21 protein-coding genes are annotated in these 24227 nt (G+C 54.3%); 16 read left to right on the forward strand and 5 right to left on the reverse strand.

Features of this window, described 5'->3' with window-relative positions; genetic code table 11:
- Positions 1–189: 189 nt before the first annotated feature.
- Complete coding sequence (locus ACK5LI_RS01890) at positions 190–1902, forward strand: ATP-binding protein (RefSeq protein WP_416945935.1); 1713 nt, start codon at positions 190–192, stop codon at positions 1900–1902.
- On the opposite strand, the gene fumC is transcribed toward ACK5LI_RS01890, so the two are convergent.
- The 4 genes from fumC to ACK5LI_RS01910 all read right to left on the reverse strand — a co-directional run bounded on the left by fumC (position 1899) and on the right by ACK5LI_RS01910 (position 6745).
- Positions 1899–3305, reverse strand: coding sequence for a class II fumarate hydratase (gene fumC / locus ACK5LI_RS01895; RefSeq protein WP_416945936.1), 1407 nt, complete (start codon positions 3303–3305; stop codon positions 1899–1901). The two genes, ACK5LI_RS01890 and fumC, sit on opposite strands and share 4 nt — an antisense overlap.
- 221 nt (positions 3306–3526) lie before the next feature.
- A complete protein-coding gene (sstT, locus tag ACK5LI_RS01900) occupies positions 3527–4741 on the reverse strand; it encodes a serine/threonine transporter SstT (RefSeq protein ID WP_416945937.1) in 1215 nt (404 codons plus the stop codon).
- 254 nt (positions 4742–4995) lie between these two features.
- Entirely contained in the window at positions 4996–5898 is a 903-nt protein-coding gene (locus ACK5LI_RS01905; protein WP_416945938.1) for a M23 family metallopeptidase, read from the reverse strand.
- A 94-nt stretch (positions 5899–5992) separates the two neighbouring features.
- Positions 5993–6745, reverse strand: a complete 753-nt coding sequence (locus ACK5LI_RS01910; RefSeq protein WP_416945939.1) for a tRNA lysidine(34) synthetase — start codon at positions 6743–6745, stop codon at positions 5993–5995.
- A gap of 389 nt (positions 6746–7134) precedes the next feature.
- On the opposite strand from ACK5LI_RS01910, the gene ACK5LI_RS01915 reads away from it, so the two are divergent.
- The 11 genes from ACK5LI_RS01915 to ACK5LI_RS01965 all read left to right on the forward strand — a co-directional run bounded on the left by ACK5LI_RS01915 (position 7135) and on the right by ACK5LI_RS01965 (position 17295).
- Positions 7135–8547: a DUF4340 domain-containing protein gene (locus ACK5LI_RS01915; RefSeq protein ID WP_416945940.1), complete on the forward strand. Its 1413-nt coding sequence runs from the start codon at positions 7135–7137 to the stop codon at positions 8545–8547.
- A 33-nt stretch (positions 8548–8580) separates the two neighbouring features.
- Positions 8581–8799 carry a DNA-directed RNA polymerase subunit omega gene (rpoZ, locus tag ACK5LI_RS01920; protein ID WP_416945941.1) on the forward strand — a complete coding sequence of 73 codons (219 nt, stop codon included), beginning with the start codon at positions 8581–8583 and terminating at the stop codon, positions 8797–8799.
- A 6-nt stretch (positions 8800–8805) separates the two neighbouring features.
- On the forward strand, positions 8806–9933 hold the full coding sequence (gene dnaJ / locus ACK5LI_RS01925; RefSeq protein WP_416945942.1) for a molecular chaperone DnaJ: 1128 nt from the start codon (positions 8806–8808) through the stop codon (positions 9931–9933).
- A 2-nt stretch (positions 9934–9935) separates the two neighbouring features.
- A complete protein-coding gene (moaC, locus tag ACK5LI_RS01930) occupies positions 9936–10415 on the forward strand; it encodes a cyclic pyranopterin monophosphate synthase MoaC (protein WP_416945943.1) in 480 nt (159 codons plus the stop codon).
- A gap of 195 nt (positions 10416–10610) precedes the next feature.
- On the forward strand, positions 10611–12581 hold the full coding sequence (locus ACK5LI_RS01935; RefSeq protein WP_416945944.1) for an ABC-F family ATP-binding cassette domain-containing protein: 1971 nt from the start codon (positions 10611–10613) through the stop codon (positions 12579–12581).
- A 51-nt stretch (positions 12582–12632) separates the two neighbouring features.
- On the forward strand, positions 12633–13028 hold the full coding sequence (locus ACK5LI_RS01940) for a (deoxy)nucleoside triphosphate pyrophosphohydrolase (RefSeq protein ID WP_416945945.1): 396 nt from the start codon (positions 12633–12635) through the stop codon (positions 13026–13028).
- Between the two features lie 8 nt (positions 13029–13036).
- Complete coding sequence (locus ACK5LI_RS01945; protein WP_416945946.1) at positions 13037–13480, forward strand: DMT family transporter; 444 nt, start codon at positions 13037–13039, stop codon at positions 13478–13480.
- 147 nt (positions 13481–13627) lie between these two features.
- Positions 13628–14044, forward strand: coding sequence for a bacteriohemerythrin (locus ACK5LI_RS01950; protein WP_416945947.1), 417 nt, complete (start codon positions 13628–13630; stop codon positions 14042–14044).
- Positions 14045–14099: 55 nt separating this feature from the next.
- Positions 14100–15146, forward strand: coding sequence for an aspartate-semialdehyde dehydrogenase (locus ACK5LI_RS01955; protein WP_416945948.1), 1047 nt, complete (start codon positions 14100–14102; stop codon positions 15144–15146).
- 17 nt (positions 15147–15163) lie between these two features.
- On the forward strand, positions 15164–16105 hold the full coding sequence (locus ACK5LI_RS01960) for an aminotransferase class IV (RefSeq protein ID WP_416945949.1): 942 nt from the start codon (positions 15164–15166) through the stop codon (positions 16103–16105).
- 29 nt (positions 16106–16134) lie between these two features.
- A complete protein-coding gene (locus ACK5LI_RS01965; RefSeq protein ID WP_416945950.1) occupies positions 16135–17295 on the forward strand; it encodes a glycosyltransferase family 4 protein in 1161 nt (386 codons plus the stop codon).
- 81 nt (positions 17296–17376) lie between these two features.
- On the opposite strand, the gene ACK5LI_RS01970 is transcribed toward ACK5LI_RS01965, so the two are convergent.
- Positions 17377–19785, reverse strand: a complete 2409-nt coding sequence (locus ACK5LI_RS01970; protein ID WP_416945951.1) for an ATP-binding protein — start codon at positions 19783–19785, stop codon at positions 17377–17379.
- A 346-nt stretch (positions 19786–20131) separates the two neighbouring features.
- Here ACK5LI_RS01970 and ACK5LI_RS01975 point away from each other — a divergent pair, with 346 nt between their 5' ends.
- From ACK5LI_RS01975 to ACK5LI_RS01990, 4 genes are all read left to right on the forward strand, one after another.
- Positions 20132–21256 (forward strand): branched-chain amino acid ABC transporter substrate-binding protein, encoded by a 1125-nt coding sequence (locus ACK5LI_RS01975; protein WP_416945952.1) that lies wholly within the window; start codon positions 20132–20134, stop codon positions 21254–21256.
- Positions 21257–21586: 330 nt separating this feature from the next.
- Positions 21587–22492, forward strand: coding sequence for a branched-chain amino acid ABC transporter permease (locus tag ACK5LI_RS01980; protein WP_416945953.1), 906 nt, complete (start codon positions 21587–21589; stop codon positions 22490–22492).
- A complete protein-coding gene (locus ACK5LI_RS01985; protein ID WP_416945954.1) occupies positions 22489–23457 on the forward strand; it encodes a branched-chain amino acid ABC transporter permease in 969 nt (322 codons plus the stop codon). Before ACK5LI_RS01980 ends, ACK5LI_RS01985 begins: the two co-directional genes overlap by 4 nt.
- Positions 23454–24221 carry an ABC transporter ATP-binding protein gene (locus ACK5LI_RS01990; RefSeq protein WP_416945955.1) on the forward strand — a complete coding sequence of 256 codons (768 nt, stop codon included), beginning with the start codon at positions 23454–23456 and terminating at the stop codon, positions 24219–24221. Before ACK5LI_RS01985 ends, ACK5LI_RS01990 begins: the two co-directional genes overlap by 4 nt.
- Positions 24222–24227 lie beyond the last annotated feature (6 nt).

A 24227-nucleotide genomic window follows, 5' to 3' on the forward strand; every position in this document is an offset into this window, starting at 1 on the left:
CACTGCCTTCTGGCCATGAGCCGCACCTCAGTTTTATGCAGTAGAGGATGCTTTACCGTGGACTAAGGGAATTCGCAAAGACAATTATAAGAGTTATACTCGACGCATGGAGGCAGTTGCGATACCGTATTACGCTGACTGATTACTGTAGCCATCTGCGTGGCGGGTCCCGGATGTAAGGAGCATCGCATGAGTTCGGATGAAAAGGACACCTTGCTGGTTTTTGCTGCGGATGATGATATCGCAGCGCCTCAACAGCAGCCGGAAGGGTTCTGGGATATTCTTGTTGTTGATGACGAACAGGAAGTCCACTCCGTTACTCGTATGGTGCTTACTGAAGTCAGCTTTTTGCATAAGACTATCCGCTTGACCCATGCTTACAGCGCAGCCTCTGCGCGTGAGCTGCTTACAAAGTTCACTTATGCAGTCGTCCTGCTGGACGTTATGATGGAAACAGACAATGCAGGGCTTGAACTTGTTGAATTCATCCGGTCTGTGCCTTCGCTGGCGGAGACAAGAATAGTGTTGTGTACCGGCCATCCGGGGCAGGCGCCGGAAGAACGTGTCATCGTGGATTATGACATCGACGATTATCGGGAAAAAAGTTCTCTTACTTCGCGCCGCTTGAAAGCAACAGTCTTTGCCGCGTTACGCAGCCATGAAAGGCTGTGCATTAACAGAGAGCAACGGCTTGAGCTTGACCGCAGCAAAAGCCGGATTGAAGCGCTTATCGAGGCGTTGCCTTCTGCCATTGTGGGAATTGATGCTAAGCAGAACATTATTCTCTGGAGCGGTGGCGCGCAGACGTTAACCGGCATTGCCGCCACGGATGCTTTAGGGCTGCCCTGCGAGCAGGCTTTGCAGGCTCTGGGCGTTTCCATGGAGCTGGTCCGGCGGGTAATAGAGCAGGGCGAAGCCCGCAGCCGCTTGCGCGAACATGTGACGCTGCCTGTAGCCGGACAGATGGTGCGTGATTTGTTTATTCACCCTGTCGGGGCTTCTGGCGGCGTGGTGCTGCGTATTGATAATGTGACGATGCGTGACCGTATTGAAGGCATCATGGTGCAGAGTGAAAAAATGGTTTCGCTTGGCAGTATGGCTGCCGGTATGGCCCATGAGTTGAATAACCCTCTCGGCGCAGTGCTGCAGGGTGTTGATACTGTGCGGCGCAGGCTGGATTCAAAGTTGCCTGCAAATGCCAAAGCCGCAGAGGAGGCGGGGCTGCCGTTTGATGCCTTGGCAAGATATATGGAAGCGCGTCGCATCCTGCATTTTTTGGGCGGGATTGAGAGTGCGGGCCGCAGGGCTGCCGACATAGTAAAGAACATGCTGGATTTCAGCAGGCAGAGCGGCGAAAAAGAACTTGTCAATGTGCACAGGCTTATTGATTTAGCCTTGGAGCTGGCAGGAAAAAGCTACAATCTGCGCGATTCCTGGGATTTCAGGCGCATCTCGGTGAACCGTCAATACGACGTGGCTTTGCCGGAAATACCATGTTCCAGTCAGGAAATTGAACAGGTGCTTTTGAACCTGTTCCAGAACGCCGCTCAGGCCATGACTCCTGATGCAATGAATGGCAGAGAACCGCAGCTGACCATTACCACAGCGGCGTTGCGGGACGGTATCAGCATTGAGGTGTCCGACAACGGCCCCGGTATTCCTGATGATATTTCAAGGCGGGTTTTTGACCCGTTTTTTACCACCAAACCCACGGGAAAAGGCACAGGGCTCGGACTGTCTGTCTCGTACCACATAGTGGTGGACAGGCACGGCGGCGAATTTCTTATGTCACCTTCTGAAACAGGTGGGGCCTCTTTCTGGCTTATGCTGCCTTACGTTGCCCGTTGCGCCAATAACCAGTGCCGTGCCCCGCAGCAGGATAGTGCCGAAACAGGAAGTTAGCCTTCTGCCCCTCCATATGGCTTTGCCATTTTCAGCGGTATTATGGCCGCGTCAAACTCTTCATTACTGATCAACTGTAGTTGCAGGCAGGATTCTTTAAGAGTCAGGCCGTGTAGATGCGCATGATGGGCTGCTTTTGCCGCGTTATCATAGCCGATAACGGGTGAAAGTGCCGTTACCAGCATCAGCGAACGGGCAAGGTGCTCCTGTATGCGAGGTACATCAGGTGTCAGATCTTTCAGGGCATGTTCAGTAAAGGATCGGCAACTGTCTGTCAGCAGGCGCGCCGAAGTGAGCACGTTGAATATCATAAGAGGCTTAAAGACATTCAGTTCGAAATTACCCTGTGAAGCAGCCATGGCTGTGGCCGTATCAAGCCCCATCACCTGCACAGCCACCATGGTCATGGCTTCGCACTGCGTCGGGTTGACTTTGCCGGGCATAATGGATGAGCCGGGTTCGTTGGCAGGCAGGACCAGTTCGCCGATGCCGCAGCGCGGGCCCGATGCCAGCCAACGGATGTCGTTTGCAATTTTCATTAAGGAGCCTGCAAGCGTCCGTAAGGCTCCGCTGGTCATGGAGATTGCATCGTGCGCGGAAAGTACGGCAAAAAAGTTCGGGGCAGGGGTAAAGGGCAGGCCCGTAAAATTGCGTATATGGTCTGCCGCAAGGCGGGCAAAGCCTTCCGGCGCATTCAGGCCCGTTCCTACGGCAGTACCCCCGAGGGCCAGCCGGTACAGGTGCGGCAAGGTGGTTTCAATCCGCTCCAGCGCATCGCCCAGCAAAGCCGCATAGCCGGAGAATTCCTGTCCCAGAGTCATGGGAACCGCGTCCTGCAGGTGGGTACGGCCTAGTTTGACTATGCTGTCCCACTGTGCACTTTTATGGGCCAGTTCGTCCCGCATGGCAACAACGGCAGGCCGTAGTGTGCCGGTAAGCATAACCGCTGCGGCAATATGCATAGCGGAAGGAAACGTGTCGTTGGACGACTGTGACATATTCACGTGGTCGTTCGGGTGCACCGGCGTTTTAGTGCCCGGTGTGCCGCCGGCCAGTTCAATCGCCCTGTTGGCGATAACTTCATTCGCGTTCATGTTGGTCTGTGTGCCGCTGCCCGTCTGCCACACGTGCAAGGGGAAATGCGCATCCAGCTTTCCGGTGACTACCTCATCTGCGGCACTGCATATGTAGCCGCAAAGCTCGGGCGAAAGCCTGCCCAACTCTTTATTGGCCAGTGCCGCCGCTTTTTTCAGCAGCCCGAAGGCACGGATGATTTCCTGCGGCATCACATCATGACCGATATTGAAATATTTGAGCGACCGCTGGGTCTGGGCTCCCCAGTATTTGTCTGCGACAACTTCCACAGGGCCGATGCTGTCATATTCTGTGCGGGTGGCTGTCATCGTAAAGCCTCCTTTTGCCGGACTGCGTTGCAGAAATTATTTCTCTGATGTGTGAAGCACTAATAAATGCCGTATGATAGCCGTCAAATGGGACTGTGTCCATGTGCTGTGCGATATTGGCGCACCTGCTGGATAATAGAAAACCCCCGATGCGACATCGGGGGTTTGAATCATAAGTAACCGGCAGTTTTTTGAATGCCGGAGGAAATGCCTACGTTACGCTAGGACTTTCTGTTCTGAGCGTTGCACACTGCAGCGGTAAACACCACGTCTGTGGAGCTGTTCAGGGCTGTTTCCGCAGAGTCCTGAATCACGCCGATGATGAAGCCGACTGCGACAACCTGCATGGCGACATCGTTCGAAATTCCGAACAGGCCGCAGGCAAGAGGAATAAGCAGCAGCGAGCCGCCGGCAACACCGGAAGCGCCGCAGGCAGAGATGGCTGCTACAACGCTGAGCAGCAGGGCTGTAAGAAGGTCAACCTGTACGCCCAGAGTATGAACGGCGGCAAGCGTCAGTACCGTAATGGTAATCGCCGCACCGGCCATGTTGATGGTCGCACCCAGCGGAATGGACACGGAGTAGGTGTTTTTGTCCAGTTTCAGCTTTTCGCACAGAGCCATGTTCACAGGAATATTTGCGGCACTGGAACGGGTAAAGAAGGCTGTAACGCCGCTTTCACGCAGACACTGGAATACCAGCGGGTAGGGATTGCGGCGGGTGACCACGTAAACGATAAGCGGGTTTACAACAAGCGCGATAAAGCCCATGGCGCTGAGCAGCACCGCGATAAGCTGTGCGTAACCTGCCAGAGCTGAAAAGCCGGTAGTGGCAAAGGTAAGAGCCACAAGGCCGAAAACGCCGAAGGGAGCAAAACGGATGATGCAGCGGACAATCTGCGACACACCGTGGCTCAGGTCGGTAAAAACATCCTTGGTTGCGCCGGATGCGTGGTGCAGTACAATTCCAAGGCCTACAGCCCAGCCCAGAATGCCGATGTAGTTTGCGTTCATCAGAGCGCTGACGGGGTTGTCCACGAGCTTGAACAACAACGTGTTAAGAACTTCCGTAATGCCCTGAGGCGGTGCAGTGCCTTCTGCCCCAGCAACCAGAGTCAGCGAGGTGGGAAACATGAAGCTGAGGACAACCGCAGTAAGAGCCGCGGAGAATGTACCTATAAGGTACAGCATGATGACCGGACGCATGTTGGCCGGCTGGTTCTTCTGCTGATTGGCAATGGATGATGCCACCAGAAAAAATACAAGAATGGGGGCAACGGCTTTCAGTGCCGAAACGAAAAGTTTGCCCAGCAGGCCGGCTTTTTGTGCCATGTCCGGCGAAACCGAGGCCACAATGACACCCAGAACGATACCTGCAAGAATCTGCAGGACGAGGTTGCCGCGCATAAAGCGGGCAACAATACTGTTGTTTTGCATGACTTCCCCTGTATTTGGATTGATGTATGTCCGGACTCCGGATTCCGGAAGCGACCGCCTGATTGTCCGCTCTTGACGTTTCAGACAGTTTGACACGTGGGTCTGTTTTTTGCCTCCTGCGCAGCGAAGTTGGCTCCCTATAAGTTGTATACCGTAACGCCTTCACCGTTGCGGTATACGGCTGCGTAAAAAAAGAGAGCTTCCACGGGTAATGTGGAACGCTCTCTTTGCCTTATATCATAACTACGCAGTGTTTAATTGAGAATGTAGCGCATGGGGTCTACACATACACCGTTCAAGCGAACTTCGTAGTGCAGGTGGGGACCGGTGCTGCGACCGGTATTGCCCATGTACGCTATAAGCTCGCCACGTGCTACCTTCTGCCCTTTTTTGACAGAAGAACTGCGCAGGTGAGCGTAGCGGGTAACCAGCCCTCCGCCGTGGCGGACAAGAATGGTACGGCCATATGCACCGTCAGTGCCGGTAAACAGCACTTCTCCGTTGGCAGGCGCATATATGGGTGTGCCCGGGCGGTTGGAAATATCAAGTCCTTTATGGAAATCTTTTCGTCCGGTGAATGGCGACCGGCGCGGACCGAAGGGCGATGTGATCCAGCCTTCGGTAGGCCAGATGGACGGAGTGGCCGCAAGAAGCTCGCGGTTGTCGTTCAGCGCATTCAGCAGTTCCTGCTGACGTACTTCTTCAAGCCGGACTTCGGTATTCAGCTGTTTCAGGAAGCTGTGCATTTTGCGTGCAAGCAGTTCCTGTCTATGAATGGGCAGATAGTCGCTGGAAAAATCGTCTGGCTGCGAGCCCCCTACAGAAGAGGTTTCCATAGGCTCGCGGTCCATGTTGATCATGATGCGGAGTTTGGAATCGAACTGACGGATACGTTGCAGGTCTTCGCGGATGTTTTTCAGCTTGCCTGCCATGCTCAGTATCTGCACGTTCTGCTCATCCACCAGTTTCTCTGATGATGAAAGCTGGTCTTTCAGCGTGTGGTACTGGTGGTAGAATTTGGCAAAGTAGACGTTACTGCCGACCAGTCCTGCAATCAGCAAAAAAAGTCCGGCAGCAATCCACCCGCGCAGGCGCAATTTCCTGCAGCAGCCGTGGTCGCCTTTGAATATGACAATATGATATTTGTTAAACAGCATAACCGGAGCTTGTCGTACCTGAAGTGTTACCGTCTTGTTGCCCTGCAGAGCGTCGGTTCAGGAATGAGAAAGACAGGCAGAACAACCTTAGTAATTACTTTGATTGCGCTTTGCGTGTCAAGTCGAGTTGCCAGCGAATCAATCCATTGAAAACATTACTTTTAAGATTTTTGTTATTTTTGCACAATGCCTTGAACTCGTCCATGACTTCGCTGCGGCGCGAGTTAAAGGCAGAAGGGCACGGGTTTGACCACAGGGGCAGCTCCCATGCTTTTACCGCTCTGTTTATTACAGATTTTTCCACCAGCATCAGCGGACGTATGACTTTCAACCTGCCGCCGAAGAAGTCCTCGCACATACCCATGCCTTCCACTCTGCCGCCTTCATACAAATTCATGTAAAAAGTGCCCACAAGGTCGTCCGCATTATGGCCGAAGGCAAGATGGGTCAGGCTGTACTTGCCGCACAGGTCAAAAAGATGCTTGCGGCGCAGCATGGCGCAGTAAAAACAGGGCGAATTACGTCTGTTCTCCGGCGAGTGCGCTCTGGGGCCGTGGTTTGTAAGTTCCACATGGCCGGAAACCCCGTTGCGGTTCAGCCATTCCAGAAGCGGAGCATGGCTGTCGGGGTTAAAGCCGGGGTTTACGTGCAGTGCCATTATTTCAAAGTGGAAAGGCACAATGCGCTGGCGGTACAAAAGAACCTGCAGCAGAACCCAGCTGTCCATTCCGCCGGAAACTGCCACGCCGACTCTGGCGCCGGGGTACAGCATGCCGGTGGTTTGCATCAGCTTTCCGGCGCTGGCAATGCATTGTTTTTGTGCGTAATTCAGTTGTTCTTTGCCCATTGTCTCTCCGTTGGCAAGCCTTGTGTTTTTCCAGGCTACCACTGTGTGCGGGCTGGTCTGATACATGCTAAAAGCCTTGCGCGCAAGTTTGTGCAGTCTTGCTTGCAAGTGTGGCAGCAGGGTTGCACATCTGCTTCTGCGGTAACGCAACATATCAGAATTGCATGGCGTGAATGAAAAAAGTGCGTTACGGTGAAAGCTCCATTGACAACGTTCTTGCCCGCGGGTAAGCTGCGCAGCTTGGCGTGTTGCGCCCTTTGTGGGATATATAACAAAAGCAGTTGTTTTTTTAACGGCATATTTTATCGGATGCCGAGCTGCAACATCCTATATTACTGTAAGGTTTGCCGTTTTCGGGTGGCAATCCTTTTATTATACTAAGTGTACTCATGAGCAAACGCCTGTTTGTAACGTTGGCCGTTACGGGGCTTGCCTTACTCGTCGCCGCGGGGGGCTACTGGTGGACGCGCCGTGTGATGGTGTTTACAGACTCCGCCTGGCCTGTGCCTGCGGTCTCCTCTCTCACGCGCATCTCTCTGATTTCCGACGGTAAGGCATTCGACCTGCAAGCCCGCAATGGTGGCTGGGTGCTGCGGCATTCCGAAAACGATGAACTTTGCCTTGCCCGTACAGATAAAGTTCTGGATCTGGTGGATACTGTCCGGCGTAACAGGCCGTTGCAACATCTGGGAAAGTTTTCTGAAGACGATGCCGATGCATACGGTCTGGACAAAGAGCTTTGGGGTATTACGTTCTACGGGCGTAAGTCGTGGAGCCTGTATCTGGGCGGTGACGGTTGGCGTAAAGGTTCTGTTTACGCACGTTCCACACATGACGGGGACGAAGTGTACCTCGTCGGCAGTGTTTATAAAAAAGCGCTGCAGGTATCTGCCGGTTCGCTGTGCGATACAGGGCTGCTCGGGCTTGTTCCGGCGGATGTGGCGCGAATTGCCGTAGAAGGCCCCGGCCTTGGCGCATGGGAAGTTGCCCGTACGGCAGGTGGCTACGCATTTACCGGTCAGTTGCCGGATCAAGGGCCGCGCGTTTCAACGCAGGCCATGGATTTTTACCTGCACGTTCTTACCGGCATGCAGGCTTCCGGTCGTATGACTACCGCGCCCGATTCGCTGCCGCCGGTTCATCTGCGTATCAGCGTGTGGAGAAAAGGTGCGGCGACACCGGAAGAAGTGCTTATTTATAATGATGGTGACGGTGATTCGTCATACATCTGCACTTCAACCCGCCAGCCGGGGTTTATGAGGCTGGAGGACGACAGGCTGGAAAAACTGGCCTTGTCCGCGTTTGACGTAAGCGAACGTCCTGTCCTTGCAAAGCCGTTGAATGGCATTGAAGGCCAGAAAATCACGTTGACCCGCGACGGTCTGGAAACATCGTTTCTGCTGGGCCGCAAGGCACAGGGATGGTCGGACCTTGTGACGGGCGGCGATGTTGTCGGTCTTGATGTGATTACCTACGGACTGGGTTCGATGCAGTATGAACGACCGCCGATACAGGTGCAGCCCGAAAACGCACGGCCCTGGCTTGTTTGGAGCCTGTACGGCGAAGGGGGCGCAGCGACGCTTGCCTTGCATTTTTATAGAGACACAGACCTGCCTCCGGGCATGTGCTGGGTCAGGGTGGATGACAAAGGACCGTGGTTTACGGTGAAAACCCGTCTTGTGGACGATGTGCTGAGCCGTGTTCCGGCTCCGGCACCCGTACCCGAGGCGCCGCAGAAAGCTGCAGCCGCAGCCGCGGGGCAAAATGCCACCAATGCCACATTACCGGCAAACGGGCAGTAACTGCCCGCACTACATATCGTTAAGGAGTCTAACATGGCACGCATTACCGTTGAAGATTGCATGGAACAGGTAAGCAACCGCTTTTTGCTGGTGCAGATGGCTATCAAGCGGGTGAAGCAGTTCCGTGAAGGGTACGAGCCGTTGGTGCCTTCCAAGAACAAAGAAATTGTTACTGCTCTGCGCGAGATTGCATCTGCTAAAGTGAAGCCCGAAGAAGACGTAATCGCTGTTGCAGAGCACAGAGCCGAATAACGTATCATGAGTCAGCGCGATTATTACGAAGTTCTCGGGGTTGAGCGGGACGCGGGAGAAGACGAAATCAAACGGGCCTACCGCAAAAAGGCCATGGAATTTCATCCTGACAGAAATCCCGACAATCCTGAGGCGGAAGAAAAGTTTAAAGAAGCTGCTGAAGCATATGATGTGCTGCGCGACTCTGAAAAGCGTGCACGGTATGACCGTTTCGGTCATGCGGGCGTCAGCGGCAACGGCTTTGGCGGCGGTGGCGGTTTTTCCAATACCGAAGATATTTTTTCGCACTTCGGCGATATTTTCGGAGATCTGTTCGGTTTTGCAGGAATGGGCGGCAGTCGCGGTCCGCGGCCCCAGTCGGGTGCCGACCTGCGCTACAACCTGAATATTTCTTTCCGTCAGGCTGCCAAGGGTGACGAAGTATCTTTGCGCATACCCAAAAACGTGACCTGTCTGGATTGCTCGGGCAGCGGCGCAGCACCCGGAACTCAGCCCGAAACGTGTTCGCAGTGCGGCGGTACCGGTCAGATGGTACGCCAGCAGGGCTTTTTCCAGATGGCAATGCCCTGCAGTGCCTGCCGCGGCGAAGGCCGTATCGTGCGCAATCCCTGCCCGCGTTGCCGCGGGGTGGGGCAGGTTCAGGAAACCCGCGAACTTTCCGTGCGTATTCCTGCCGGTGTGGATACCGGAAACCGTCTGCGCCTGCGCGGTGAAGGCGAACCCGGTGTGCACGGTGGCCCTCCCGGCGATCTGTATGTGGTTATCCGCGTAGACAACGACAAGACGTTCAGCCGTCAGGGGCAGGATCTTATCGTGCGCAAGGAAATTTCCTTCGTGCAGGCCATTCTGGGCGACAAGATCGAAGTTCCCACGCTGGACGAGCCTGTGACTGTTGATATTCCGCGCGGCACACAGAGCGGCGAGGTTTTTCGCCTTCCGGGCAAAGGTCTGCCGCACCTTGGCAGCAGCCAGAGCGGCTCGCTGCTGGTAGAGGTAACTGTACGTATTCCCTCCAGCGTGAATGACGAGCAGGAAAAACTGCTGCGTGATTTTGAACGACTGGAAGAGAACAAGCCTCTGCGCAAGGTTAAAAATATGTTCAAAAAGGCCGGCAAGGCCATGGGAATGGACTGAAAATGAGCACCGGTTTTTCGCACATGAGCGACGACGGTTCCATCACCATGGTGGATGTAAGCGATAAAAACGACACCAAGCGCATCGCGATTGTCCGCGGCAGGGTGGAGATGGCTGCATCCACTCTGGACCTTTTGAAAAAAGAGGCCCTGCCCAAGGGTGATGTGCTGACCACCGCAAAGGTGGCGGGCATTCAGGCTGCAAAGCGTACATGGGAGCTTATTCCCCTGTGTCATCCGCTGTTTCTCAGCTATGTGGACGTGCGTTTTACCATTGATGACACTCTGCCGGGCGTGATTGTAGAGGCTGAAGCCAGAACCACAGCCCAGACGGGTGTGGAAATGGAAGCCCTTGTTGCCGCGCAGGTTGCCGCCATGACTATTTACGACATGTGTAAAGCCGTTCAGAAAGATATCGTGCTGCGCGATTGCCGTCTGGTGTTTAAATCCGGCGGTAAAAGCGGCGAATTCAGAGCCGATTGATCTTTCCTTCAGGCCGTTCAGACATACTTTGGTTCCGTGCAAGGCCCCGTTCCGTCAGCTGCGGAGCGGGGCCTTGCTGTATCTGCCCCGTGACAGGCTTTGCAGCCGGAGCCGTCTTTCGCTATGTGAAGATCAACATGGCAGTATATAAAGAATTTATCGGGAACATCCGTTGCGCCGTGTTCCGGAGAGAATATGAAAATTTCTGTACTTAACCTTACCAAATCCTACGGCGACTGGGATTTGTTTTCTGATTTTTCGCTGGAGATTCCTGCGGGGGTGCGCCTTTGTGTGTGCGGTCCCAACGGGTGCGGTAAATCCACGTTTCTGCGTATGCTGGCAAAAGTGGCTGATCCTGATGGCGGTAAGGTAAGCTACCCCAAACATTGCCGTATCGGTTACGTGGAGCAGGAGCTTGACGACTCGCGCCTTGATACTCCGCTGCTTGAGTGGGTGCTGGACGTGCTGCCCGACTGGAACGACTTCTGGCACGAGTGGGAAGCCGCATCACAAAGTCGGGATGAAGCCGCATTGCGGACTTTGGGACACCGGCAGGCTGAATTGGAGCAGATTTACGGCTACAATCCGGAGCATCGCGCCCGTGCGGTACTTTCCGGTCTTGGTTTTTCAGAGTCCAAGTGGAATAAAAATTTACGCGAGCTTTCAGGCGGCTGGCGCGAACGGGCAAAGCTGGCCCGTGTGCTGACCGCCGGTGCCGATGTGCTGCTGCTGGACGAACCTACCAATCACCTCGACCTTGATGCCGTGGAGTGGCTTGAGCAATTCCTGATGGAATACAAAGGTGCGCTGGTGTTTGTGGCACACGACCGTGTTTTTATGGATAAAGTGGGTACCCACGTTCTGTATCTGGGCGGCAGTAAGCCCATGTACCGCAAGGGAACGTTTACCCAGTTCCTTTCGCTGCACGAAGAGAATGAAGCCCGAAAAGAGCGTGAAATACAGCGCATGGCGGAAGAAATAGAGCGCAAGATGGATTTTGTGCGCCGCTTCAAGGCCAAGGCGACCAAAGCGCGTCAGGCGAACTCACGCAAAAAGCAGATCGAAAAGATGGAGCGCGAGCTTGAAGGCGTATCGCTGGAGGCTAAACGTCGCTCTTTAGGTTTTGCATGGCCCGAACCTGCCCGTGCGGACAAAACGGTGCTCAGCGTTGTGGACCTGAGTTTTTCGTTTCCGGACGGCACAAAGTTATGGCCTGATCTGAGTTTTCAGTTGTACCGCGGGCAGAAGATTGCCCTTGTCGGTCCCAACGGCTGCGGCAAGTCTACTTTGCTGAAGCTGGTGGCGGGCAAACTGGAAAAAGACGGTGGTTCCGTTGTCAACGGCACTCTGGTGCGTATGGGGTACTTCAGCCAGCATCAACTTGATACCCTGAATCCCGCAAACAGTGTGCTGGGCGAAATCCGCCGTCTGAGCGACCCGCGTACCACGGAAGAAGAGTTGATGAGCGTGCTCGGGTTGTTCATGCTCGGTCAGTCCTATTTTGAACGTCAGGTAGCGCAGCTTTCCGGCGGTGAGAAAAGCAGGCTCATTCTTGCCATGCTGTTTCTTGCGCGATGCAACTTTCTGGTGCTGGACGAACCCACCAACCATCTTGATCTTGAAAGCCGTGAGGCGCTGGTGGATGCACTGGACAGCTTTCCCGGCACACTGCTGATGGTGGCACACGACAGGCATCTGCTTTCTTCCGCCGCAGAGCAGGTATGGGAACTGGGGCAGGACGGCTTTACCGTATACGAGCGTGGTTACGAAGCTTGGGATGAGGCCCGCAAGGCCCGCCGGATAGGTCTTGATGCAAAAGATGATGCTGATGCAAAACCGGCCGCTGCCAGCCTGAGCCGCGAAGAGCAGAAACGCATCAAGCGCGAACAGGCGGAGCTGCGTAATAAATTACATCGTGAAATGAAGCCCAAGCAGCAGAAATACGAAAAGCTTGAGGCGGAATTTGAAGCGTTGCTGCTTGAACAGGGCGAAGTAGAAACTGTTCTGGCTGAACCGGACATTTATGCCGACTCCGGCAAGGCTTCCGAACTGCTTAAACGGTTCCATGAGCTTCAGGCAAAAAGTGAGTCGTTGATGGAAGCCATGGGCGTGCTGGAAGAAGAAATAGCCGCCATAGAAGCCCGTAAGGAAGAAGCAGGGCTGTAGGCCTTTTTTATGCGGGGCCTGTTGCGGCGCTGGATAACTGACGGAGAAAGTATGCCTGTAGTAGAAGTTGTGGCCGGAATTTTATGGCGTGATGGTCGCTTTCTGGCTGTTGAACGGCCTGAAGGAAAGCCGCGTGCGGGATTCTGGGAATTTCCCGGCGGCAAGCTGGAATCGGGAGAATCCGCCGAAGAGGCACTGGTGCGTGAGTTGAAAGAAGAGCTTGGCATAGGTGTTCAGGAATATCGTTTCTGGCGGCATGTGGTTCATGCGTATGACGATTTTACCGTGCGGCTGCATTTTTATCACGTTACCGGCTTTTCAGGAGAACCGCAGGGACTGGAAGGGCATGCGCTGGCATGGCTGGACGCACAGGCGGCAGCAGCTTTGTCGTTTCTGGAGGCTGACAGACCGCTGGTGGCTGATCTGGCACATGTAACGTTTGATTAGGAGGCGTCATGGGCGCATTACTGCTGGTGCTGGCCGCTCTGGCCGGAGCAACGCTGCCGACGCAGGCGGGAATAAACAGCGGCTTGCAGGTGCATTGGGCCGGCAGCCCGATACTGGCATCTCTGGTGTCGTTCAGCGTGGGTACGCTGGCACTTGTTGTCTGGTGTCTGGTTATGCGCATCGGCCCTGCTATGCCTGCCACGGGCACCACCCAATGGTGGCACTGGACAGGCGGGCTGCTGGGTGCTTTTTTTGTAAGCGCGGTTACCTATCTTGCACCGCGTCTGGGCGCTACTTCCATGGTGGTTCTTGTGCTAGCCGGGCAAGTTGGCGCGTCAGTGCTGCTCGATCATTTCGGAGCGCTGGGCTATCAGCAGAAAGCGTTGAACCTTCCGCGGCTTATCGGGCTTGTCATGGTCGGTGGCGGGGTGTATCTCATCCGCCGGTTCTGATTTTTTGACAGAACTTTTGTGTTATTCGCGGCAAGGGTTTTCTTTGCCCCGATGTTGTCATAGTATTTGTAAAGCATGCATTCGCCGCGCCTATGGCAGGGCATGAAGGCGAAAGACATAAGGCCGGCAGGGCCAAAGCGGGTACGTATGAAGCAGTTGCAATTTGATGATTCCATGAAAATCGGTATAGCCAGCCTTGATGCACAGCATGAGGAACTTACCGCCATTATCAACGAATTGTACTATGCATATATGCAGGGCACACATCGTGAGGTGCTGTGCGGCCTGATCACCCGCGTGAACGACTATGCGCATGAGCACTTTGAACTGGAACGGCGCTATATGGAGCCGTTTGTGTTTGAAATGCCGGATTATATGGCGCATATGGATGAGCATCGTGCTTTTTTTACCGATGCCATCGGCTTTTTATTACGCTATCTTGAAGAAGATACTGCAATTACAGCAGAAATGCTGGATTTTTTGCTGGACTGGTGGAAAAACCACATCATGAAGCGGGATAAGGAGATGGGACGCTTTTTACGTTCACGCGGCGTGACTGTGTAGCCTGTTTATAACAAAGAGATGCAGCATACGCTTTCCCACCTATAAGGAGTTTTTGATGTCCAAGGAACGTTTGGTTGTTGCAGTGGTCGGCGCTACGGGTGCAGTAGGCCGCGAAATGCTGAAAACGCTGGAAGAGCGTGAATTTCCCGCTTACGAAGTGCGTGCTCTGGCTTCGGCTCGCAGTGCCGGTACTACCGTACCCTTTAAAGGGGGCGAGCTTACCGTGCAGGAGCTGACAGAAGACTCCTTCGGTGATGTTGATATCGCCCTGTTCTCCGCAGGTGGCGGTACTTCTGCCAAGTTCGCTCCGCACGCGGTCAAGGCCGGTTGCGTTGTGGTGGACAACTCCAGCCAGTGGCGTATGGACGAGCGCTGTCCGCTGGTGGTGCCTGAAGTGAACCCCGATGACCTGAAATGGCACAATGGCATCATTGCCAACCCCAACTGCTCCACCATCCAGATGGTAGTGGCGCTGAAGCCTCTGCATGATGCGGCAACAATCCGCCGCGTTGTTGTTTCCACATATCAGGCAGTTTCCGGCACAGGCCAGAAGGCCATTGACGAACTGGAAACTCAGGTTCGCCAGATGTTCAACCTGCAGGAACCGGAAGCCAAGGTGTACCCTCACCGCATTGCGTTCAACTGTCTGCCGCACATCGATGTTTTTCTTGAAGACGGCTACACCAAGGAAGAGCGCAAGATGATCGAAGAAACCGTGAAAATCATGGGTGACGCTTCGATCAAGGTAACCGCGACAACGGTTCGCGTACCTGTATTTTACGGCCATTCCGAGTCACTGAACGTTGAAACCGAGAAAAAACTGACTGCCGCTCAGGCGCGCGCTGTTCTTTCTCAGGCTCCCGGCGTGACCGTGCTGGATAACCCCGAAGAGAAAATTTATCCCATGGCCATTGATGCAGCAGGCGAAGATGATACCTTTGTAGGCCGTATCCGCGAAGACCATACCATTGAGAATGGTCTTAATATGTGGGTGGTTGCGGATAACCTGCGCAAGGGTGCAGCCCTGAACGCCGTTCAGGTTGCCGAAGAACTGATTGACCGTTCGCTGCTTGATATCGGCGACCCTGACAAGTTCCTGTAATATCCGGAGCAAATACGTTGATACCCGTTCTTGATACTGATGCATGGGTAGAAAAGCTGCTGTCCACTCGCCGTAGCGCAGAGGGCAAGATTCTTGCTTTTTATGAACACCGTATGGGAGCAATCTGCCGCGACCCACGCCTGTTGCTTATGCCTGCGGATGACCATCTGGCCCATCGCGGCGATGGCGTGTTTGAAAGCATGAAGTACGAAGGCCGCAGGCTGTACCAGCTGGATGCGCATCTTGAGCGTATCGAGCGTTCTGCACGTGGGATTCATCTGACTTCGCCGTGCACCAGAGAAGTTATGCGCAACATTGTGCTGGAAGTTGCCCGTGCCGCTGATGTGGATAACGGCTGCATCCGTATTCTTCTGGGGCGCGGGCCCGGTGGTTTCGGCATTGATCCGGCGGAATGCCCTGTGCCCAGCTTGTACGTGGTGGCATACAGTTTAAGCCCCAAGCCGGACGCATGGTACGACAAGGGCGTGACCGCGTTCCGTACGTCTATTCCGGCAAAGCAGGGCTACCTTGCTACCATCAAGAACGCCAACTATATTCCTAACGTGCTTATGAAGCTTGAAGCGCGTGAGCGCGGCTGCGATATACCCGTCAGCTTTGATGCAGACGACCATATCGCCGAAGGTCCGACAGAAAACCTGTGCCTTGTGGATTCTGCGGGTACACTGGTAGTGCCGGAGTTTACCAACGCGCTTTCCGGAACCACGATCATGCGTGTGATTGACATGATTAAAGGCGAAATGCCTGTTGCGTTCCGTCAGGTACGTGAGGACGAGCTGTACACTGCCGCTGAAGTCATGGTGCTGGGCACCACCACGGAGTGCGTAAGTGTGGTTGCCTTTGAAGGGCAGCCCCTAGGTGGCGGTAAACCGGGCCCTGTGGCGCGCAAATTCCGTAATTTGCTGCGCAAGGATCTGGTGGAAAACGGGGTGCGGTTCTAGCCCTGCACCACGGTTGCGGAACCTGTTCCGTGCAATACAAACAAAAGGGCCGCGTCGAACCCCGGCGCGGCCCTGTTTACTCTTTCGATACAGGCAACGATGCCGTATCGGTTGCAATTGATATGCATATAATTTTGCTTGATCTCGGGTGCGAACTGCGCGGCGGCCAACGACAGGTCTTTTATCTTGCCCGCAGCCTTGCCCGGCACTCTGAATTCTCCTGTGTTATAGCGGCGCCGCATAATGCCCCGCTGCTTGCGCTTGCGCAGGAGGCCGGGTTGCCGGTGCTGCCTTTGGGCGGCAGAAGGGCCTGGGACGTGCGTACGCTGTTTTCCTTGATGCGTTATATGCGCGGCAAGCAGTGCATCCTGCACACAAACGATGCTCACAGTGCCGGACTGGGGGCATGGCTGCATAAGCGCGGCGGTGGCTCCACTCGCCTTTTGCATACGCGGCGGGTGTCTTATCCCCTGCGCAAAGGATGGCGTGGCCGCAAATACCTGATGGCTGACGCCGTGGTAGGAGTCAGCGCCGAGATTGCGCAGGTCATGTGCGATTCCGGCATGCCTGCGGACAAGGTGTACGTGATACACTCCGGCATCGATGCTTCCATGTATCCCCGAAAACACAATCGTGACGATGGCCGGCTTGTCATCGGTATGGTGGGGGCACTTACCCGTCAGAAAGGACACGAGGTTTTCATCCGAGCGCTGGGCGAACTGGAACGTGATCCTTCGGGAACTCTGCCGCCGTGGGAAGCCCGTATCATCGGCGGCGGGCCGCTTTTCGATTCGCTGCTGGAGCTGGCCGAACAGGAAGGCGTCTCCGGTAGGATAGCCTGTCTTGGCTGGCAGGACAGCAAAGACATGATGCCCGATTTTGATATTCTGGCGGTCCCTTCTGTGGATGGCGAAGGGTCAAGTGCGGTAATCAAGGAAGGCTGGGCTGTTGGTCTGCCTGTGATTACTTCCGACCTGCCTTCCAATCTTGAGCTTGTGACGCATGAGCATAACGGACTTACTTTTCCTAACGGAGATCATGCCGCACTGGCAGCTGCCTTGCGGCGCGTAGCCACAGATGCCGGTCTGCGCTCCGTTCTGGTGAGCGGCGGTACACAGTCGCTGAATGATTTTACTGATGAACGCATGGCGGACGCATATGTCCGGTTGTATGAAAGCCTTATGGGCTAGCATTGTCCGCTGAATCTGCACAAGAACGCAAATAAGCCGGTACAGTTGCTGTACCGGCTTATTTTTATAGTTGTGGCAGGGTTATTGTCTGGGCTGCAGAATCCGGAACAGTTCACGCTGCAATTCTTCAGCATCAATCGGTTTGGATAGGTACCCGTCCATTCCTGCTCCGATAAACGTTTCTTTGTCGCCTTTCATTGCATGAGCCGTAAGGGCTATGATGGGGATGCCCTGAACACCCTGTATCTTGCCGCTGCGCAGCGCTTTGGTCGTTTCCATTCCGTCCATGTCGGGCATCTGGATATCCATGAGGATGCAATCTGGTTTGTGTTCCTGCAGCAGTTCGATAACATGCAGACCGTTTTCCGCCGGTATCACGGAGTGTCCCATTTTCTGCAGAAGGTACGTTGCCGCCATGCGATTTACTTCTTCATCTTCGGCCAGCAGAATTGTTAACGGAGGAAGCTCAGGCAGGGGCGCTTCCTGTTCCGTAATTACGGAATCTTCGCCGGAACGCGCTTTGCTCAGCAGCAGCGAGCAGCAGATGGTTGTGCCTTGGTTTGGCGTACTTTCCACGCTGATATTGCCGCCCATCATGGTCACCAGAGAACGTACAATCCCGAGCCCCAGACCGGTACCTTGATAACGGCGTCTGTAGCTGCCGTCGATCTGGAAAAAAGGATCAAAAATACGGGGAACCATATCAGGAGCCATGCCGATGCCTGTGTCTTCAACGCTTATCAGCAAGCGTACGGCTTCATCCGTAGGCGGAGTAAGCATCAGAACGTCCACGCGTACGTAACCGTGGCGGGTGAATTTCACCGCATTGCCGATAAGGTTGAACAGAATCTGGCGGATGCGTGATTCATCCCCTATCAGAACATCAGGCACTGCCCCGTCTACGTTTTCTGTAAGCTGAATGCCTTTCTGACGGGATTCGCCGCTGACGTTGTCCAGAACGGACTGGACTGTTTCGCGGATGCGGAAGGGGGCTGTTTCAAGCCCTGATGCGCCGGCGTCTATGGTGGAGAAGTCAAGAATGTCGTTGATAATGCTCAGCAGCTTACGGCCGGAATCCAGTGCCGTATTGGTGATGCGTTGCTGTTTTTCTCCGGTTACCTCGTTGCTTAAAATCTGGAGCATGCCTAGCACGCCGTTAAGCGGGGTGCGGATTTCGTGGCTCATGGTGGCAAGAAAAGCACTTTTTGCTCTGGCGGCAGCCTCTGCCGCAATCTGTGCTTTTTTCAGCTCGGTTATGTCTGTGTGCGAACCGACAGCAAGAAGCGGCGTGCCGTTTTCTTCGAACTCCATAATTCTGCCGCGGGAAAGCAGCCATATCGCATCATCATCAAGGCTGTTCAGCTTGAATTCATGCTGCAGGTTGTCTCCTCCATTGCGGAAGAATTCCCGGACAAAACTTTTGATGCCTTCCAGCTCTTCTTTCGGGGCAGGCAGGCATGTACATTCCTGCATGGCCTGAAACGGGTCAGGAGTATCCATTTTGCCGCAGGTGATGTTGTCGTTGGGAATATCGTAGGCCCAGATGATGTCACTGGTGGCGCGCAGCACCATTTCAAAACGATGCTCACTACGCCTGAGGGCTTCTTCGGCTTCTTTCTGGCGGGTGATGTCTCTTCCTGTGCCTACCGTGCCGATGAGCACGCCGTTCTGGTCGTATAGAGGAGACTTCTGAACTTCCAGCGCAAGGTATTTGTTCTTCACCAGCCCGTCTTCCACAAACCTACCCGGTTTGCGTGATTGCAGCACAATGTCGTCACTGTTCAGGCACAGCTCGCCGAAGGTGTGTTGCCAGCCAAGCGCACGCTGTCGTTTGGCAAAATAAATATCGTTACGCCCCAGAGGGTCTATTTCATCACAGCACAGTAGATTTTCACAGATGGCTTTGTTGGCAAAAAGGTAGCGGCCTTTGGTGTCTTTTGCCCACAACATGTCAATCATGTTGTCGGCCATGGCCCGGGTAAGGTTGATTGAGCCGTCCGGTGAAGCTGTTCCTTCCGGAAGAATCATGAAGCGCCACGAGTCCTTGCATTTCGGGTGCGTTTCTGAAGGTGGCTCAGGCAGCGGAATGGCCATGACAGGCATCGTGGTACCGTCTACCTTGCGCAGCTGCAACGGCACACTGACCAGCACAGGGTTGTTGTCCGTACAAAGCAGCGACAGCTGCCATGGCGTTGAGGAAAAAAGAGACTCCGGATTGTCGGGCGGCTTTGAGTAACCGGCAAGGTCCAGCAACGCTTCACTTACCGAGGTGACACAGAGGTTGTGTACGCTCAGCGGGCTTTGCCCTGCGTTGTGTCCGGGTTCTGATGCACAACCACCATTGACCAGCGACAGCTGGATAATGGGCAAGCCGACAAGTGTAAGGCCTTCGGCGGACTTTCCCTGACGTTGTGCAGCGTGACGCAAAGTTCGGTTGTCTTCTTCAAGACGGCGAAGAGCTTCAAGTAGAGCTTGTACAGCGTAAGTCATGCAGGTATCCCGATAGTTACTGGATCGCTCATCCTCCCCACATCTATTTATGACATTGGTTTAGGTAATACTGCAACCTTCATCGGGTAATAATGGTTGATAAATAAAATCCACGGTGCTTTTTCGCTGAAAATCGTTTAAAGAAGCATAAAGGTGCGGCGTAACAGGACTGCCTTTTTGACAATTCTGTCTCACCAGTATACTATCCTCTAGGGATAGCCGTCTCCTGATGCGTGAAGGTGGAAGGAGACGCCTGCGGCTGAAAAGGGTCGGACGTTGAGGAGTTGTGGCATCTGGCCGCTTACGCATGACGCTTGCAAAATGTGCAGGCAGGAGGTTTCTTTTCATGAGCAGAAAATTGACGGCTTTCGTCCTGAGTGTTCTCGCGACGGTGTTGATGACAGTTCCCGCTATGGCAGGCACGGTGAAAATCGGCCTGATGTGTCCTCTTACCGGCTCATGGGCCAGTGAGGGGCAGGACATGCGCAACATCGTTATGATGCTGGCTGAGCAGGTGAATAAAAACGGCGGCATCAACGGCGATATGGTTGAAATTGTCGTAGAGGACGACGCAGGCGATCCCAAAACTGCGGCACTTGCTGCACAGCGTCTTTCCACCATGGGCGTAGCTGCCGTTATCGGCACTTACGGCTCTGCCATTACCGAAGCCTCGCAGGCTATTTACGATGAAATGGAAATTGTTCAGGTGGCTACCGGTTCCACCGCTATCCGCCTGACAGAAAAAGGCCTGCCTCTCTTTTTCCGTACCTGCCCGCGTGACGACGAGCAGGGACGCGTAGCTGCCGCTGTTCTTAAAGAAAAGGGCTTTAAAAAGCTGGCTATTCTGCACGACAACACCTCGTACGCCAAAGGCCTTGCGGAAGAAACGCTGGCACTGGTGAAAAAAGACGGGACCGAGGTTGTTTTCTACGACGCTCTTACTCCTAACGAGCGTGACTATTCCGCCATCCTGACCAAGCTTAAGGCCGCAGGCCCTGACGCTATTTTCTTTACCGGCTACTACCCCGAAGCAGGTATGCTGCTTCGCCAGAAGCAAGAAATGAAATGGGACGTGCCCATGATGGGCGGCGATGCCACGAACAACCTTGATCTGGTAAAGATTGCCGGTAAGTCTGCAGCAGGCTACCTGTTCATCAGCCCGCCCACACTGCAGGATCTTCCCAATAAGGAAGCAAAAGATTTTGCCTCTTCTTATGAAGCAAAGTACGGCTCCATGCCTGCTTCCGTCTGGTCTGTTCTGGCAGGCGATGCCTTTACCGTGCTGGCCAAAGCAGTGGAAGGCACCAAGTCTACCGATCCTGAAAAAATTGCGGAATACCTGAAGACTCAGCTGAAAGACTACCCCGGCCTGACCGGAACGCTGTCTTTCAACGAAAAGGGTGACCGTGTGGGCGACCTGTACCGCCTGTACCGCGTGGATGAAGACGGCAAGTTTGTATTGCAGCCTTAGCCCGCGCCCCCTTATTATGAATTGAACGGACGGGGGGTTATATGCTCCCCGTCCTGTTTGTATACTTTACTGCCGCAGCCTTTTGCGCTGTATACCCACCGCAGTGCAGGTTCTGCGCAGAGTATGCTCCTGACGGGGATTAAGGTCGGGCCGCGTGCGAAAGGGCCTTAATATTTCGGCATATTTCTTTTTTTGCCGTATAACTGATCGTTTTTTCCTAAGCTGAAGGGGGCACGGCAGTACGCCGTGCATGCAAGAGGATATGCCGCAGGGGGTGCGGCTGCTCCTTCACGTCGGCTTTGCAGCCGGCAAGACACAAGGTTGAATTTCATGGAAGAGTTTTTCCAACAATTGACCAACGGCTTGGCCGTGGGTGGCATCTATGCACTGATAGCCCTTGGCTATACCATGGTGTACGGCGTGCTGAAGCTGATTAACTTTGCGCACGGTGATCTGTTTACCATCGGAGCCTATCTGGGGTTGACCCTGCTCACATCATTTGGCCTTACCGGACATCTGGGGGCTGTAGCGGGAGTGCTGGTGCTGGCCATTATGGTGCAGGTATTGGTTGCGCTGATAGGGTATATGCTGGAGCGGGTCGCGTATCGACCTTTGCGGCAGTCTCCCAGACTTTCGGCGGTTGTGTCTGCGCTGGGTGCCTCAATCTTTTTTCAGAACGCTGTCATGCTGGTGTACGGTGCCCGTTTTCAGGTGTATCCGCACGATATTCTGCCCACCACGGCGATCAACCTGTTCGGGCTTGATGTGCCGCTGGTACGTATTTTGATGTTCCTTACCTCTGTGGTGCTTATGCTGGGGCTGTACTTCTTTATTCAGAAGACAAAAACAGGCACGGCTATCCGCGCAGCTGCCATTGATCAGGGCGCGGCAAAGCTGATGGGCATCAACGTAAACAAAGTTATTTCTCTGGTCTTTCTTATCGGCCCTGCGCTCGGCGGTGCTGCCGGTCTGATGGTCGGCCTGTACTACGGACAGATTAACTTTACCATGGGCTGGGTTTACGGCCTGAAGGCCTTTACGGCTGCCATTCTGGGTGGCATTGGCAACATTCCGGGCGCTATGGTGGGCGGTTTGCTGCTGGGCGTGATTGAAGCACTGGGTGCCGCGTATATTTCCATCGCGTGGAAAGACGCCATTGCTTTCTTCGTGCTTATCCTGATTCTTATCATCCGCCCCACGGGTCTTCTGGGCGAAAGGGTGGCTGACAAGATATGAACAAACGATACATGCTCTATCTGGTTGTCGCGGCGGCTTTTGCCACCATGCCGGCGTTTATCAATCCGTACTGGACTGATGTGCTCAACAACGTGGGGCTATATGCCATTCTCGGGTTGTCGCTGAACATCATTCTGGGCTACGCAGGTATGTTTCATATGGGCCATGCGGCGTTTTATGCTGTGGGCGCATATACAACAGCCGTCCTGAACGTCTCCTACGGTGTTCCCGTGCTGTGGGCCATGCCGCTGGCCGGTGCGCTGGCTGCAATTTTTGCTCTGGTTGTTGCCCGTCCCATCATTCACCTGCGCGGCGACTATCTGCTTATTGTGACCATCGGCATTGTGGAAATTGTCCGCATTGCGCTGATTAACAACATTTTTGACCTTACAGGCGGCGCTAACGGTATTTTCGGCATTGCCCGCCCTGAACTGTTCGGGTTCAAAATCCGCAAGCCCATGCATTTCTTCTATCTTATCTGGGGTTTCTGTGCGGTAACTATTCTGCTGTTCCACTGGCTTGAAAATTCCCGCTTCGGCAGGGCGCTTAACTACATCCGTGAAGATGAAGTGGCGGCAGAAGGCAGCGGCGTGAACACTGCGGCGTATAAACTGGCAGCATTTGTTCTGGGCGCTTTCTGGGCCGGCATGACGGGTACTATCTTTGCCGCCAAAATGACGATTATTTCTCCGGAATCATTTTCGTTCTGGGAATCTGTCGTCATGTTCACCATTGTTATTCTGGGCGGTATGGGGTCTATCCGCGGTGTGTTGCTGGGTGCGTTTCTCATTGTCGGTTTGCCGGAACTTTTCCGCGAACTTGCCAGTGCTCGTATGCTGGTGTTCGGTGCGGCCATGGTTGCCATGATGATTTTCCGCACACAGGGGCTGCTGCCACCCGCACCCAAAGTATACAATCTGCGGGGCCTGCTATCCGCTGACCGCGGGCAGGAGGAGCGCGCATGAGCCTGCTGAAATTATCGAATTTGACCAAAACATTCGGCGGCCTTGTGGCTGTGAATGATGTTTCCATGACCGTGGAGCAGGGCAGCATTGTGGGGCTTATCGGCCCTAACGGCGCGGGTAAGACTACGGTGTTCAACCTGATTACAGGTAACTACAAGCCCGATTCCGGTACGGTGGAATTTGACGGAGAGAACCTGACAGGTCAGCTGACGCACCGTATTGTCATGCGCGGCATTGCCAGAACCTTTCAGACAATCCGTCTTTTCCAGAACATGAGTGTGCTTGAAAACGTACTGGCAGGTTGCCACTGTCGTATGAAGTCGGGACTGCTTTCATGCATGTTCCGCACCCCGAAGCAACGTGCGGAAGAGCGTAAGGCTCTGGAGCGCGCTTTGAAAGAGCTTGAGTTTGTCGGGTTGGGCGGACAGCATGACAATCAGGCCAAGAACCTGTCGTACGGCAACCAGCGCCTGCTGGAAATTGCCCGTGCGCTTGCTTCCGACCCGCGGTTTATCATTCTTGACGAGCCTGCAGGCGGCATGAATGACCATGAGACAGTCCAGCTTATCGACCTTATCCGTGCCATCCGCGACAGAGGCATTACCGTGCTGCTTATCGAACACGATATGGGCCTTGTGATGAAAGTCTGCGAGCAGTTGGTGGTGCTGGAATATGGTGCCGTGATTGCACAGGGCACGCCCGATGTTGTAAAGGCTGATCCTAAAGTTATTGAAGCGTACCTCGGTGCGGACGACGATTTGTAAGGGGGC

It is taken from the genome of Oleidesulfovibrio sp. (assembly GCF_047973035.1).
GTDB lineage: Bacteria > Desulfobacterota > Desulfovibrionia > Desulfovibrionales > Desulfovibrionaceae > Oleidesulfovibrio.

Excerpts from the sequence above, each read along its gene's own strand:
- ACK5LI_RS01890 (WP_416945935.1), top strand. The coding sequence starts at position 190 with ATGAGTTCGGATGAAAAGGACACCTTGCTGGTTTTTGCTGCGGATGAT.
- fumC (WP_416945936.1), bottom strand. The coding sequence starts at position 3,305 with ATGACAGCCACCCGCACAGAATATGACAGCATCGGCCCTGTGGAAGTT.
- sstT (WP_416945937.1), bottom strand. The coding sequence starts at position 4,741 with ATGCAAAACAACAGTATTGTTGCCCGCTTTATGCGCGGCAACCTCGTC.
- ACK5LI_RS01905 (WP_416945938.1), bottom strand. The coding sequence starts at position 5,898 with ATGCTGTTTAACAAATATCATATTGTCATATTCAAAGGCGACCACGGC.
- ACK5LI_RS01910 (WP_416945939.1), bottom strand. The coding sequence starts at position 6,745 with ATGGGCAAAGAACAACTGAATTACGCACAAAAACAATGCATTGCCAGC.
- ACK5LI_RS01915 (WP_416945940.1), top strand. The coding sequence starts at position 7,135 with ATGAGCAAACGCCTGTTTGTAACGTTGGCCGTTACGGGGCTTGCCTTA.
- rpoZ (WP_416945941.1), top strand. The coding sequence starts at position 8,581 with ATGGCACGCATTACCGTTGAAGATTGCATGGAACAGGTAAGCAACCGC.
- dnaJ (WP_416945942.1), top strand. The coding sequence starts at position 8,806 with ATGAGTCAGCGCGATTATTACGAAGTTCTCGGGGTTGAGCGGGACGCG.
- moaC (WP_416945943.1), top strand. The coding sequence starts at position 9,936 with ATGAGCACCGGTTTTTCGCACATGAGCGACGACGGTTCCATCACCATG.
- ACK5LI_RS01935 (WP_416945944.1), top strand. The coding sequence starts at position 10,611 with ATGAAAATTTCTGTACTTAACCTTACCAAATCCTACGGCGACTGGGAT.
- ACK5LI_RS01940 (WP_416945945.1), top strand. The coding sequence starts at position 12,633 with ATGCCTGTAGTAGAAGTTGTGGCCGGAATTTTATGGCGTGATGGTCGC.
- ACK5LI_RS01945 (WP_416945946.1), top strand. The coding sequence starts at position 13,037 with ATGGGCGCATTACTGCTGGTGCTGGCCGCTCTGGCCGGAGCAACGCTG.
- ACK5LI_RS01950 (WP_416945947.1), top strand. The coding sequence starts at position 13,628 with ATGAAGCAGTTGCAATTTGATGATTCCATGAAAATCGGTATAGCCAGC.
- ACK5LI_RS01955 (WP_416945948.1), top strand. The coding sequence starts at position 14,100 with ATGTCCAAGGAACGTTTGGTTGTTGCAGTGGTCGGCGCTACGGGTGCA.
- ACK5LI_RS01970 (WP_416945951.1), bottom strand. The coding sequence starts at position 19,785 with ATGACTTACGCTGTACAAGCTCTACTTGAAGCTCTTCGCCGTCTTGAA.
- ACK5LI_RS01975 (WP_416945952.1), top strand. The coding sequence starts at position 20,132 with ATGAGCAGAAAATTGACGGCTTTCGTCCTGAGTGTTCTCGCGACGGTG.
- ACK5LI_RS01980 (WP_416945953.1), top strand. The coding sequence starts at position 21,587 with ATGGAAGAGTTTTTCCAACAATTGACCAACGGCTTGGCCGTGGGTGGC.
- ACK5LI_RS01985 (WP_416945954.1), top strand. The coding sequence starts at position 22,489 with ATGAACAAACGATACATGCTCTATCTGGTTGTCGCGGCGGCTTTTGCC.
- ACK5LI_RS01990 (WP_416945955.1), top strand. The coding sequence starts at position 23,454 with ATGAGCCTGCTGAAATTATCGAATTTGACCAAAACATTCGGCGGCCTT.